Annotated in this window: 12 protein-coding genes and 1 tRNA gene; 3 read left to right on the forward strand and 10 right to left on the reverse strand. The window is 68.7% G+C overall.

Annotation, left to right across the window (positions count from 1 at the left end; translation table 11 throughout):
* Window positions 1-9 precede the first annotated feature (9 nt).
* A complete protein-coding gene (gene pcp, locus MMF98_RS03200) occupies window positions 10-681 on the reverse strand; it encodes a pyroglutamyl-peptidase I (RefSeq protein ID WP_243307280.1) in 672 nt (223 codons plus the stop codon).
* A 40-nt stretch (window positions 682-721) separates the two neighbouring features.
* Here pcp and ypfJ point away from each other — a divergent pair, with 40 nt between their 5' ends.
* The gene (ypfJ, locus tag MMF98_RS03205) at window positions 722-1612 is read left to right on the forward strand and encodes a KPN_02809 family neutral zinc metallopeptidase (protein WP_243304266.1); all 891 of its coding nucleotides are present in this window, start codon (window positions 722-724) and stop codon (window positions 1610-1612) included.
* Between the two features lie 39 nt (window positions 1613-1651).
* On the opposite strand, the gene rfbC is transcribed toward ypfJ, so the two are convergent.
* Entirely contained in the window at window positions 1652-2185 is a 534-nt protein-coding gene (rfbC, locus tag MMF98_RS03210; protein WP_243304268.1) for a dTDP-4-dehydrorhamnose 3,5-epimerase, read from the reverse strand.
* Window positions 2186-2281: 96 nt separating this feature from the next.
* Here rfbC and MMF98_RS03215 point away from each other — a divergent pair, with 96 nt between their 5' ends.
* Window positions 2282-3730: a DEAD/DEAH box helicase gene (locus MMF98_RS03215; RefSeq protein ID WP_243304271.1), complete on the forward strand. Its 1449-nt coding sequence runs from the start codon at window positions 2282-2284 to the stop codon at window positions 3728-3730.
* Between the two features lie 75 nt (window positions 3731-3805).
* On the opposite strand, the gene MMF98_RS03220 is transcribed toward MMF98_RS03215, so the two are convergent.
* Complete coding sequence (locus MMF98_RS03220) at window positions 3806-4639, reverse strand: symmetrical bis(5'-nucleosyl)-tetraphosphatase (protein ID WP_243304273.1); 834 nt, start codon at window positions 4637-4639, stop codon at window positions 3806-3808.
* A 24-nt stretch (window positions 4640-4663) separates the two neighbouring features.
* On the opposite strand from MMF98_RS03220, the gene MMF98_RS03225 reads away from it, so the two are divergent.
* Window positions 4664-5956, forward strand: a complete 1293-nt coding sequence (locus MMF98_RS03225) for a hemolysin family protein (protein ID WP_243304275.1) — start codon at window positions 4664-4666, stop codon at window positions 5954-5956.
* A 20-nt stretch (window positions 5957-5976) separates the two neighbouring features.
* Here MMF98_RS03225 and MMF98_RS03230 read toward each other — a convergent pair whose 3' ends face one another.
* The 7 genes from MMF98_RS03230 to prfB all read right to left on the reverse strand — a co-directional run bounded on the left by MMF98_RS03230 (window position 5977) and on the right by prfB (window position 12897).
* Window positions 5977-6708 (reverse strand): PepSY-associated TM helix domain-containing protein, encoded by a 732-nt coding sequence (locus MMF98_RS03230; protein WP_423837609.1) that lies wholly within the window; start codon window positions 6706-6708, stop codon window positions 5977-5979.
* 29 nt (window positions 6709-6737) lie between these two features.
* Window positions 6738-6785 (reverse strand): hypothetical protein, encoded by a 48-nt coding sequence (locus MMF98_RS03235; RefSeq protein ID WP_243307283.1) that lies wholly within the window; start codon window positions 6783-6785, stop codon window positions 6738-6740.
* Between the two features lie 373 nt (window positions 6786-7158).
* Window positions 7159-7234: transfer RNA gene (locus MMF98_RS03240), tRNA-Thr, on the reverse strand.
* A 43-nt stretch (window positions 7235-7277) separates the two neighbouring features.
* Window positions 7278-8285 (reverse strand): class 1 fructose-bisphosphatase, encoded by a 1008-nt coding sequence (locus tag MMF98_RS03245; protein ID WP_243304278.1) that lies wholly within the window; start codon window positions 8283-8285, stop codon window positions 7278-7280.
* A 156-nt stretch (window positions 8286-8441) separates the two neighbouring features.
* Window positions 8442-11132, reverse strand: coding sequence for an aminopeptidase N (gene pepN, locus MMF98_RS03250; protein WP_243304280.1), 2691 nt, complete (start codon window positions 11130-11132; stop codon window positions 8442-8444).
* The gene (locus MMF98_RS03255) at window positions 11125-11793 is read right to left on the reverse strand and encodes an HAD family hydrolase (RefSeq protein ID WP_243304282.1); all 669 of its coding nucleotides are present in this window, start codon (window positions 11791-11793) and stop codon (window positions 11125-11127) included. The genes pepN and MMF98_RS03255 overlap by 8 nt, the downstream gene beginning before the upstream one ends.
* Window positions 11793-12897 (reverse strand): peptide chain release factor 2 gene (gene prfB / locus MMF98_RS03260; RefSeq protein ID WP_243304283.1). Its coding sequence is split into 2 segments (ribosomal slippage): window positions 11793-12815 and window positions 12817-12897, totalling 1104 coding nucleotides; the frame shifts between segments, so codons are not numbered across the junction. The genes MMF98_RS03255 and prfB overlap by 1 nt, the downstream gene beginning before the upstream one ends.
* Between the last annotated feature and the right edge of the window lie 90 nt (window positions 12898-12987).

Consider the following 12987-nt stretch of genomic DNA (forward strand, 5'->3'; position numbering starts at 1 on the left):
CGGCCGGGCTCAGTCCAGCGCGCCCGCCGCCTGAACCACGTCGATGGGCGTGGCCAGGGCACAGCGCACGGCGCCGCGCAGCCCGCGCACCAGATCGTCCAGCGCCATCGACGGGCTGCCCTGCTCTGGCAGCCAGGGCACGTGGATGAAGCCACCGCGCGTGTGGCGCAGGCCGCGCCGCGTCGCCAGCTCGTGCATCAGCCCGTAGAACACATGGTTGCAGACGAAGGTGCCCGCGGTCTGCGACACCTCGGCGTTCAGGCCGTCGCGCTGCAGCGCCAGCCGCATCGCCTTGATCGGCAGGGTGCTGAAGTACGCCGCCGGCCCGTTCGCCACCACGGGCGTGTCCACCGGCTGGGCGGCGGCGTTGTCGGGGATGCGCGCGTCGTCGACGTTGATGGCCACCCGCTCCAGCGAGAGCGCGGCGCGGCCGCCGGCCTGGCCGACGCAGATCACCAGGGCCGGCCGGTGCTGCCGCAGCGCCGCGCGCAGCACCCGCAGGGAGGCGCCGAACACCGTGGGCAGTTGCACCGCCACGAGGCGATGGCCGCCGACCTGCCGGCCCTGCAGCGCCTGCACGGCCAGCCAGCTCGGGTTGAGCGCCTCGCCGCCGAACGGGTCGAAGCCGGTCAGCAGCACGCGGGGCTGGTGCAAAGGGGCGGCGGGCCGGGCGGGTACCATGGAGGCACTGTACCGCAGGGCGGTCATTCAGGAGCATGGCATGAAGTGGGAAGGCAACCGCGAATCGGACAATGTGGAAGACCGCCGCGATGACGGCGGCGGTGGCGGCGGCTTCTCGGGCGGCGGCCTGGGCGGGCGGCACATCGGCCTGGGCGGTATCGTGATCGCGCTGGTGGCCTCGTATTTCCTCGGCATCAACCCGATGACGGTGCTGAGCCTGCTCAGTGGCGGCGGTGGCCCGGCCCCGCAAGTGCAGCAGCAGGCGCCCGCGCACCGGCCGCCGGCCGACGACCGCATGGCCAAGTTCGTGGCCACCGTGCTGGCCGACACCGAGGACGTGTGGAAGGACGTGTTCGCGCAGAACGGCGCGACCTACCGCGACCCGAAGCTGGTGCTGTTCCGCGGCGCCACGCCCACCGCCTGCGGCCAGGGCCAGGCCGCCATGGGGCCGTTCTACTGCCCCGGCGACCAGAAGGTCTACATCGACCTCGATTTCTACCAGACGCTCAAGAACAAGCTGGGCGCGCCCGGCGAGTTCGCCCAGGCCTATGTGATCGCGCACGAGGTCGGCCACCACGTGCAGAACCTGCTGGGCATCAGTGCCAAGATGGACCAGATGCGCGGCCGCGTGAGCCAGGCCGAGTACAACGCCCTGAGCGTGCGGCTGGAGCTGCAGGCCGACTGCCTGGCCGGCGTCTGGGCCAACCGGGCGCAGTCGGCGCGCCAGATCCTGGAGAACGGCGACATCGAGTCGGCCATGAACGCGGCCGCGCAGATCGGCGACGACGCGCTGCAGAAGAAGGCCCAGGGCTACGTGGTGCCCGAGAGCTTCACCCACGGCACCAGCGCCCAGCGCACGCGCTGGTTCAACACCGGCCTGCAGAACGGCAACATCAAGGCCTGCGACACCTTTGGCGCCAGGAATCTATAGGAAATACCGCCGACGTCCAGGTGCAGCGGTCATTGGATGCTATTGGATTGATAGCAATCCGGCCTGGCGGTCGCGCTCGCTGAGGATCGGTTCGCGCCCCTGCAGCGGCCAGTCGATCGCCAGCGTCGGGTCGTCCCAGCGGATGGCGCCTTCCTGGTCCGGCACATAGGGCGTGGTCAGCTGGTAGATCACGGTGCAGTCGCTGAGCGCCAGAAAGCCATGGCCGAAACCGGGCCCGATCCACAGCTGCTGGCGGTTGTGCTCGGACAGCTCGTGCGCGGTCCACCGGCCGAAGGTGGGCGAACCGGGCCGCAGGTCCACCGCCACATCCCAGATGCGGCCGCGCACCGCGCGCACCAGCTTGCCCTGCTGCCCGCCGTGCTGGAAATGGATGCCGCGCAGCACGCCCTGGCGCGAGCGGCTTTCATTGACCTGGGCCCAGTGGCCGCGCCAGCCCGTGGCGGCGGCGAAGCGGTCGGCGCGAAAGCACTCCACCACGTCGCCGCGCTCATCGGCATGGACTTGGGGCGTGAGCAGCAGAACCTCGCTCGGGTCGGTGGTTTCCAGGCGCATGGGGCATTGTAAAAATGCCGTGGAGTGTGCCGGAAAAGAGGGGTGACAACGCCGGAAAAAGGGTTTTCCCCATCCAATGCGACAATAGAGGGTTAAATGACCTCATCTTTCTCCAACTTATCGCTGGCCGAACCGCTGGCGCGTGCCGTAGCCGAAATGGGCTACGAAACCATGACACCCATCCAGGCCCAGGCCATTCCGGTCGTTCTGACCGGCAAGGATGTGATGGGCGCGGCCCAGACCGGCACGGGTAAAACCGCCGCGTTCTCGCTGCCGCTGCTGCAGCGCATGCTCAAGCACGAGAACAGCTCGACCTCGCCCGCGCGCCACCCGGTGCGCGCGCTGGTGCTGCTGCCCACGCGCGAACTGGCCGACCAGGTGGCGCAGCAGATCAAGCTGTACGCCAAGTACACCAACCTGCGCAGCGCGGTGGTGTTCGGCGGCATGGACATGAAGCCGCAGACGCTGGAGCTGAAGAAGGGCGTCGAGGTGCTGGTGGCTACGCCGGGGCGCCTGCTGGACCACATCGAGGCCAAGAACGCGGTGCTCAACCAGGTCGAGTACGTGGTGCTGGACGAGGCCGACCGCATGCTCGACATCGGCTTCCTGCCCGACTTGCAGCGCATCCTCAGCTACCTGCCCAAGCAGCGCACCACGCTGCTGTTCTCGGCCACCTTCTCGCCCGAGATCAAGCGCCTGGCCGGCAGCTACCTGCAGGACCCGGTGACGATCGAGGTGGCGCGGCCCAACGAGACCGCCTCCACCGTGGAGCAGCGCTTCTACAGCGTGTCCGACGACGACAAGCGCCGCGCGCTCAAGCAGATCGTGCGCCAGCGCGGCATCACCCAGGCCTTCGTGTTCGTCAACAGCAAGCTCGGCTGCGCCCGGCTGGCGCGCTCGCTCGAGCGCGAGGGCATGAAGACCACCGCGCTGCACGGCGACAAGAGCCAGGACGAGCGGCTCAAGGCGCTCGAAGCCTTCAAGAAGGGCGAGGTCGACCTGCTGGTGGCCACCGACGTGGCCGCTCGCGGGCTGGACATCAAGGACGTGCCGGCGGTGTTCAACTTCGACATCCCGTTCAACGCCGAGGACTACGTGCACCGCATCGGCCGCACCGGCCGCGCCGGCGCCTCGGGGCTGGCGGTGAGCTTCGTGGGCGGCAGCAACGATGCCCGGCTGGTGGCCGACATCGAGAAGCTGATCAAGAAGAAGATCGAGATCGAGGCCGTGGAGTTCGAGGAAGACCGCCCGCGCGGCCGCATCAACGACGGACGCCGCGCCTGGCGCGAAGCCGGCGAGGTGGGCGATCCGCGCGACGTGCTCGATGCGCCGCGCGAATCGCGCGAGCCCCGCGAACCGCGGGCGCCGCGCCCGCTGCGGCCCGCCGCCGCGCCGCGCGATCCGTTCTTCGACCAGCCCTACCAGGCCTCGGCCAACGACGCCGCGCCGTCCTGGGAAGCCACGGCCAAATCGCCGGCCTCGCGCAGCATTTCGGCCAACATCAAGCCCAAGCGCAAGGTGGCCGCGCTGTTCAAGGCGCTGTAGCGGTTTTTTTGAGCCAGATATGGCCGATGTCCGCGTCAGCGGGTCATCGGGTGCTATCGATTCAGTAGCAAGCCGTCATTCGCCTGGCGCCTGCGCCTGCTCGCATTTCACCTGGATCAGCTCGCGCTGCGCCGGCGTGGCGCCGAGCTTCAGCGCGCTCAGGCAGCCGCCCCAGACACAGCCCGTGTCCAGCGACAGCACATCGGGCCGATCGATCCAGCCCAGCGTGGACCAGTGGCCGAACGCGACCACGTCGCCGGCCGTGCGCCGCCCCGGTACCTCGAACCACGGCATGAAGCCCGCCGGCGCGGCCTCGGCGCCGCCGGTGCTGGCCAGCTCCATCTCGCCCTGCGGCGTGCAAAAGCGCAGCCGCGTCAGCGCGTTCACGATCACGCGCAGCCGCGCCGCGCCCTGCAGCGAGTCGTCCCACTGCGCCGGCGCGTTGCCATACATCTGCGGCAGGAAGGCGCCGAGTTCGGGGCCCTGCAGCAGGGCCTCGACCTCGGCCGCCAGCGCCAGCGTGTCGGCCACGCTCCAGGCCGGCAGCACGCCCGCATGCACCATCAGCACGCCATGCGCCTGCATGGCGAGGCGCTGGCAGCGCAGCCAGTCGAGCAGGGCGGCGCGGTCGGGGGCGTGCAGCAGGCCGTCCAGCGTGTCGTGCCGCCCCGGGCGGCGCGCGCCGTGCGCCACGGCCAGCAGGTGCAGGTCGTGGTTGCCGAGCAGGCAGCGCGCGGCGGCGCCCAGGCCCGTCAGCCGGCGCAGCACGCCGGCCGAATCGGGCCCGCGGTTGACCAGGTCGCCCAGCAGGTAGATCGTGTCGCGGCTCGGGGAGAAGTCGATGGTGTCAAGCAGGCGCTGCAGGGCGCTGTCGCAGCCCTGCACGTCGCCGATCAGGTAAAGTGCCATGGTGTCGATTCTCACCTCTGATTGATGGATGTTCTGCTCATCGTGCTGTTGACCCTGCTCAACGGCGTGTTCGCCATGTCTGAAATGGCATTGGCCGCCAGCCGCAAGGCGCGTCTCGCGGCGGTCGCCGAGGCGGGCGACAAGGGAGCCCAGTCGGCCCTCAAACTGCTGGACCAGCCGACCCAGTTCCTCTCCACCGTGCAGATCGGCATCACCTCCATCGGCATGCTCAACGGCATCGTGGGCGAGGCCGCGTTCAGCGAGCCGGTGAGCCTGTGGCTGCAGGGCTATGGCGCCAGCGAGAAAGCGGCCGAAATCGCGGCCACGGCCATTGTGGTGACGGTGATCACCTTCACCACCATCATCTTCGGCGAGCTGGTGCCCAAGCGCATCGGCCAGCTCTATCCGGAAACGGTGGCGCGCACGGTGGCGCAGCCCATGAGCTGGCTGGCCCTGGCCGCCAAGCCCTTCGTCAAGCTGCTGTCGGCCTCGACCCAGGCCGTGCTCAAGCTGCTGCGCATCGACACCTCGGCCGGCCGCGCCGTGACCGAGGAGGAGATCGCCGCCAGCCTGGAAGAAGGCGTGGACGCCGGCCTGATCGAGCAGCACGAGCACCAGATGGTGCAGAACGTGTTCCATCTGGACGACCGCCCGCTGACCTCGCTGATGGTGCCGCGCTCCGACGTGGTGTGGCTCGACGCCTCGCATTCGGTCGAGCAAAGCCTGCGCCTGGTCGGGGCGGCCGGCGAGCAGGGCGCCCATTCCTGGTACCCGGTGTGCCGCGGCGGGCTGGATGAGGTGCTGGGCGTCATCAGCGTGGCGCGCCTGCTCGAGCTTGACGCGGCCGAGCCGGGCCGCAGCATCGAACCGCATGTGCAGCCAGCCGTGTTCGTGCCCGAGACCCTGACCGGCATGGAGTTGCTGGAGCAGTTTCGCGCCAAGTCCGGGCGCATCGTGTTCGTGGTGGACGAATATGGCGTGGTGCAGGGCCTGATGACGCCGCGCGACCTGCTCGAGGCCATCACGGGCGAACTGCAGCCCGGTGCCCAGGCCGACGCCTGGGCCACGCAGCGCGAGGATGGCTCGTGGCTGCTCGATGGCCTGATGCCCGTGGCCGAGCTCAAGGCGCGCCTGGACATCCGCGAGCTGCCCGAAGAGGACCGGGGCCGCTACAACACCGTGGCCGGGCTGCTGATGGCCGTCTCGGGCCGCCTGCCCGTCACCGGCGAGCGCATCGACTGCGCGGGCTGGGTGTTCGAGGTGGTCGACCTGGACGGCAAGCGCATCGACAAGGTGCTTGCCATGCCGGCGGCTTGACCGGCGGCTGTTCAGAGCGCCTAGAACCGGGCCAGCGCCAGGCCCAGCGTCAGCGCCAGCGAGGTGCCTGCAATCGCCGCGCCGGCCATGCGGCGCGGGTTGGTTTGCATCCACAGCAGCACGCCCGACACCGACAGCAGGATCAGGCTGCCCGCGAGCGTGTCGACGAGCAGGATCCAGGCCAGCGGCATGCCCGTGCCCTTGTGCATGTTGGTGAGCGTGCCCACGAGGCCGCTGCGGGTGGTGGTGACGCCCACCGAGTGGTTGCCGCGCCAGTAGTCGGCCTGCACCAGCGCCTGGGGTCCGCCGAAGCTGAAGACCCAGTGCTCGGGCTGCATCAGCGGCGCGTCATGCGCATGGGCGGGTGTGTCGGCCGCAGGCGAGGCGGCCTTGTCCGCCCAGGCCACGGGCCTGGCCGGCTCGATGCGCACCGCGTTGGCCGGGCCCGCGAGCCCCAGGGCGGCCTGCAGCCAGGCCTGCATCTCGGCGGCGCTGGCCGGCGCGGGCCCGGGCAACTCGATCTGGCCGTTGATGCGCTGCTGCGAGAAGGGCGGCAGCTTGAGCACCGCGCGGTGGTTCAGCCAGATGCCGCTGAAGCCGAACAGCAGCCCCAGCGCGGCGCCCCACAGGCCGATCCAGCCATGGCTCTTGCGCACCCAGCGCATGAAGGTTGGGTAGCGCTGGCCGCGGCGCGGGCGATCGGTGTGCCGCAGCCTCGGGGCGTGCGGGCGGGTGGCGGTTTCGGCGGGCATGGGTTTCGTGGTCATCGGTGCGGCTGCGCTCAGGGGTGGCTCCACTTGCGCAGCAGGTTGTGGTAGGTGCCCAGCAGCGTCCTGCGGGCGAGATCGTCGGCGCCGGACGGGTTTGGGGCAGTGCGGACTCAGGGTTTGTAATGATAATTATTATCAATTGCAATGAGATTGTCGGGTGTCAAGAGAAGGTAAAGCCACCCAGGCGGTGTTTGCGCTTCCAGGACCAGGAGGCAAAGACGCGGCGCATCGCCAGGCGCATGGGTGATCGCCATGGCGCAGGGCTCGGGTTTGTCCGGCAGGCGCCACGCAGGTTCGGGAGAGAGAGCCTTGCCCGCGTGGCTGCGCATCTGTCGGCGTTGGCCGTGAATCCTTGCAGCGCCGAGGAATGCACTGCGGTGATGCGCACAGAAAAAAGCCCCTGGCCGAGACAGCCAGGGGCTTTTTTGAGAGTGGTGCCGGAAAGAGGAGTCGAACCCCCGACCTTCGCATTACGAATGCGCTGCTCTACCAACTGAGCTATTCCGGCGAAGCCTCGAATTATATAGCGAAGCCGGGGCGCGAAAGCGTGCTCAGGTGCCCGTGTGATAGGACGTGACGCGCTCGACCTCGTTCTTCGAGCCCAGCACCACGCTCACGCGCTCGTGCAGCTTGGACGGCTGGATGTCCAGGATGCGCTGGCGGCCGTTGGTGGCGGCGCCGCCGGCCTGCTCGATCAGCCAGCTCATGGGGTTGGCCTCGTACATCAGGCGCAGCTTGCCGGGCTTCTCGGGCTCGCGCTTGTCCCAGGGGTACATGAAGATGCCGCCGCGCGTGAGGATGCGGTGCACGTCGGCCACCATGCTGGCGATCCAGCGCATGTTGAAGTCCTTGCCGCGCGGGCCTTCCTTGCCCTGCAGGCATTCGTCGATGTAGCGCTTCACCGGCTCGTCCCAATGCCGCATGTTGCTCATGTTGATGGCGAATTCCTTGGTGTCGGCGGGGATGCGCACGTTCTCCTGCGTCAGCACGAAGGAGCCCTGCTCGCGGTCGAGCGTGAACATGGCTACGCCGTCGCCCACGGTCAGCACCAAGGTGGTCTGCGGGCCATAGACACAGTAGCCGGCCGCCACCTGCCGGGCGCCGGGCTGCAGGAAGTCCTTTTCCTCCACGCCGGCATCGCCGTCGGGCTTCTTGAGCACGCTGAAGATGGTGCCGATGCTCACGTTCACGTCGATGTTGCTGGAGCCGTCGAGCGGATCGAACAGCAGTAGGTACTCGCCCTGCGGGTAGCGGTTGGGCACCAGGTAGATGCCTTCCATTTCCTCGGAGGCCATGGCCGCCAGGTGGCCGCCCCATTCGTTGGCCTCGATCAGCACCTCGTTGGCGATGATGTCGAGCTTCTTCTGCACTTCGCCCTGCACGTTCTCGCTGCCGGCCGTGCCCAGCACGCCGCCGAGCGCGCCCTTGTTGACGGCCTGGCTGATGCTCTTGCAGGCGCGGGCCACCACTTCCAGCAGCAGGCGCAGCTGCGAGGGAATGAGCCCGTCGACGCGCTGCTGTTCGACGAGGTAGCGGGTGAGGGAGATTTTTGAAGTCATACGATTTCCTTCTCGGACAACAGGTATTTTTTCGGTGGAGCCACAGCGTCCAGAAGTGAAGTGGCCCCAACCAGTGCCACCGCGGAACCGGCTTTGCCGGGCCGCTGGTGGCGCCCCCTTGAGGGGGAGGCGCCGCAGGCGCTTCGGGGGTGCATCTTATTCAGCTAGTGCGCGAGTGACCACCTCGCGCACGTCGTTGCTCAGATCGGTCTTGGCGGCCACGCGGGCAATCGCCTCGCGCGCCGCATGGCGGTAGGGCTCGGCCAGTTTCTTCCAGCGGTCCAGCGCGCGGGCCAGGCGTGCGGCCACCTGCGGGTTGAGGGCATCGAGCTCGATCACGCGCTCGCTCCAGAACACGTAGCCTGCGGCGTCGGTGCGGTGGAAGGCGCCGGGGTTGGCGTTGCAGTAGCTGAAGATCACGCTGCGCGCGCGGTTGGGGTTGCGCAGGTTGAAGTCAGGGTGGGCCATCAGCTGGCGCACGGCGGGCAGCACGTTGCCGCCGCGGTCGGGCGCGCCGGCCTGCAGGGCGAACCACTTGTCGAGCACCAGCGCCTCGTCCTTGAACAGCGCGTGGAAGCGGGGCAGGGCCTGCGCTGCCAGCGAGTGGCCGCTGGACACCAGCGCCGACAGCGCGTTGAAGCGGTCGGTCATGTTGCCGGCGTCCTTGAAGCGCTGGTAGGCCTTGCCGGGCCAGACGGTGTCGCCGCTCTGGCGCGCCACCAGGCACAGCTGCGTGAGCGCCAGGCCGGCCAGGGCGCGCCGTCCCGACGAGACCGGGTCGGGCTGGTAGCCGCCGGTGTCGCGGTGCGTCTCGTAGGCCCATTGCCAGTCGTCGGCCAGGGCGTGGGCGAGCTGCTCGCGCATGGCCTCGCGCACCGCGTGGATGCGCTGCGGATCGACCACGTCGAGCTGCTCGGCGATGTAGGTCTCGGCCGGCAGGGTCAGCACCAGCTCCTTGAACGCGGCGTCCAGCGTGGGATGGCGCAGCACCCCGCGCATGGCCTCGATGAAGGCCTCATCCAGCGCCAAGGTCCGCGTCCCCTGGTTATCTTCTGCTATGTATTTGATAGCGCGGTTGAGCGCCAGGCGCTGTCCGGCCTCCCAGCGGTTGAACGGGTCGCTGTCGTGCGCCAGCAGCGTGAGCAGCTGGGCGTCGGTGTAGCCGCCGTCCAGGATCACCGGGGCGCTGAAGCCGCGCAGGATCGAGGGCACGGGCTCGGCATCGATGTTCTGGAAGGTCAGCGTCTCGCTCGCCTGCGTCACCACGAAGGTGCGGTGGCCGGGCACCGGCGCCGCCTCGGTGGCCAGCTGCAGCGGCAGCTCGCGGCCGTCGGGCGCCAGCAGGCCCAGGCCCATGGGGATGACGAACGGCTCCTTGTGGGGCTGGCCCGGCGTGGGCGGGCAGCTCTGCGCCAGCGTGAGCGTGTAGGTGCGCGCCGCGGCGTCGTAGTGGCCGCTGGCCTGCAGGCGCGGCGTGCCGGCCTGGCTGTACCAGCGCTTGAACTGCGGCAGCAGCACGGCCAGCGCCGAGCCGGGGTTGGCGTCGGCGATCGCCTGGGCGAAGTCGTCGCAGGTCACGGCGTGGCCGTCGTGGCGCTCGAAGTACAGGCTCATGCCCTTGGTGAAGCCCTCGCGGCCCACCAGGGTCTGCATCATGCGCACCACCTCGGCGCCTTTTTCGTAGACGGTGACGGTGTAGAAGTTGTTGATCTCGATGTACTGGTCGGGCCGCACCGGGTGCGCCATCGGGCCGGCGTCCTCGGGGAACTGAGCGGTGCGCAGCACGCGCACGTCCTCGATGCGCTTGACGGCGCGCGCCGAGGGCTCGCCCGCCAGGTCCTGGCTGAACTCCTGGTCGCGGAAGACCGTGAGGCCTTCCTTCAGCGAGAGCTGGAACCAGTCGCGGCAGGTCACGCGGTTGCCGGTCCAGTTGTGGAAGTACTCGTGGCCGACCACGCTCTCGATGTTGGCGTAGTCGGTGTCGGTGGCTGTGGCGGCGTTGGCCAGCACGTACTTGGTGTTGAAGATGTTCAGGCCCTTGTTCTCCATGGCGCCCATGTTGAAGTCGCTGGTGGCGACGATCATGAAGCGCTCCAGGTCGAGCGAGAGGCCGAAGCGGGCCTCGTCCCAGGCGACCGAGTGCATCAGCGAGTTCATCGCGTGCTCGGTCTTGTCGAGGTCGCCCGGGCGCACGAACACCTGCAGCAGGTGCTCCTTGCCGGCGCGCGAGGTGATGCGCTGCTCGCGCGCCACCAACTGGCCGGCCACCAGCGCGAACAGGTAGCTCGGCTTGCGGTGCGGGTCCACCCATTTGGCGAAATGCCGGCCGTCATCAAGCGCGCCCTGGTCCACCAGGTTGCCGTTGGACAGCAGCACCGGGTAGCGCGCCTTGTCGGCGCGCAGCGTCACGCTGTAGCTGGCCATCACGTCGGGGCGATCCAGGAAGTAGGTGATGCGGCGAAAGCCCTCGGCCTCGCACTGGGTGAAGAAGGAGTCGTTGCTGACGTACAGGCCCATCAGCTTGCTGTTCTTGGCCGGGCAGCAGGTGGTGAAGATCTCGAGCTCGAACGGCTCGTGACCGTCGGGCAGGTTCTCCAGCACGAGGTGGCCGCCGTCGAGCTTGAACGAGGTGCCCTGGCCGTTCACCAGCACGCGCGCCAGGTTGAGCTCCTCGCCGTCCAGGCGCAGGGCCTGGGTCGCCACGTCGGGGTTGCGCCGCAGCTTCATGCGGTTGAGCACGCGGGTCTTGGCGGGGTCGAGGTCGAACGTCAGGTCGACCGTATCGATCCAGAAGGCGGGCGCGGTGTAGTCCTCGCGGCGGATCACAGGGGCTTGTCCTTCACGCATTCAGCTTCTCCAGAAATCTTGAATCCAACAGTTCGTGGTAGTTGCGCACGCTGGCCACCACGTGCGGCCCGGCCAGCTCCTGCGGGCTGTGGCTGCTGCACACCGCCACGGCCTGCATGCCGGCGCGGCGCGCGGCCTCGATGCCGAACGGCGCGTCCTCGAACACGATGCAGTGCCGCGGCGCGGCGCCCAGGCGGCGCGCCGCCTCCAGGAAGATGGCAGGCTCGGGCTTGCCGGGCAGGCCCTCGTCGCCGCCCACCACGGTGTGGGGCGGGTTCGGCATCTTCAGGTGCGACAGGGCGAACGCGATGTTGTGGCGGTCGCCGGCCGTGCCCACGCCGACCTTCAGGCCCTGGCCCAGCGCCTGGGCCGCGAAGGCGTTGAAGCCTGCCACCTCGGCGAAGGCCGGCGCGAACAGCTCGCGGTAGATGGCCTCCTTCTCGTGGATCAAGGCCTGGGCTTCAGCCTCATCCAGCTCGCGCCCGAACAGCTCGCGCATGCATTCGACGCCATTGCGGCCGGTGGTGCGCCGCAGCAGCTCGCCCACCTCGATGGCGATGCCGTGGCGCCGCGTGAACTCGACCCAGCTGCGGGCATGGCAGGGCATCGAGTCGATCATGGTGCCGTCCATGTCGAAGATGAGGGCTTCGGTCTTGTGCATCAGACGCCTTGCTTGAGCGAGGCTTCGATGAACACGTCGAGGTCGCCGTCCAGCACCTTCTGCGTGGCCGAGACCTCGACGTTGGTGCGCAGGTCCTTGATGCGGCTGTTGTCCAGCACGTAGCTGCGGATCTGGTGGCCCCAGCCGACATCGGTCTTGGTGTCTTCCAGCTTCTGCTGCTCTTCCATGCGCTTGCGCATCTCGTGGTCGTACAGGCGGCTGCGCAGGCGCTTCCAGGCCACGTCGCGGTTGCTGTGCTGGCTGCGGCCGTCCTGGCACTGCACCACGATGCCGGTGGGGATGTGCGTGAGGCGCACGGCCGAATCGGTCTTGTTGATGTGCTGGCCGCCGGCGCCGCTGGCGCGGAAGGTGTCGGTGCGCACGTCGGCCGGGTTGATCTCGATCTCGATCGAGTCGTCGATCTCCGGGTAGACGAAGATGCTGGCAAAGCTGGTGTGGCGCCCGCCCGACGAATCGAACGGGCTCTTGCGCACCAGGCGGTGCACGCCGGTCTCGGTGCGCAGCAGGCCGAACGCGTACTCGCCCTCGACCTTGATGGTCGCGCCCTTGATGCCCGCGGTGTCGCCGGGCGTCTCGTCCTCGATCTGGGTCTTGAAGCCCTTGCGCTCGGCGTACTTCAGGTACTGGCGCAGCAGCATGCTGGCCCAGTCGCAGGCCTCGGTGCCGCCGGCGCCGGCCTGGATGTCGACGAAGGCGTTGAGCGGGTCGGCCGGGTTGTTGAACATGCGGCGGAACTCGAGCGCCTCGACTTCCTTGGCCAGCTTGGCCGCGTCGGCCTCGATCGCCAGCAGGCCGGCCTCGTCGCCTTCCTCCTTGCTCATCTCGAACAGCTCGGCGTTGTCGGCCAGCTCGCGCGTGAGGGTGGTCAGGGTGACCACCACGCCGTCGAGCGCCTTCTTCTCCTTGCCCAGCTCCTGGGCCTTCCTGGGGTCGTTCCAGACGTTGGGGTCTTCGAGCGAGGCGTTGACGGTTCTCAGCCGCTCCGACTTGGCATCGAAGTCAAAGATACCTCCGTAAATCCACGGTCCGGGCGCTCAGGTCCGCGAGCTGGGCGCCGATCTGGTTGATGTGTTCTGCTTCCATGGTGTCGTTGTCCTGGTGGAGGGGTCGGGTGGCCGGGGCCGGGCCTGGCAGGCCGATGCCGGCGGAACCCGCCATTTTCTCATGCGGGAC

The sequence above is a fragment of the Variovorax terrae genome (assembly GCF_022809125.1).
In the GTDB taxonomy this organism is placed as follows: Bacteria; Pseudomonadota; Gammaproteobacteria; order Burkholderiales; family Burkholderiaceae_C; genus Variovorax_A; species Variovorax_A terrae.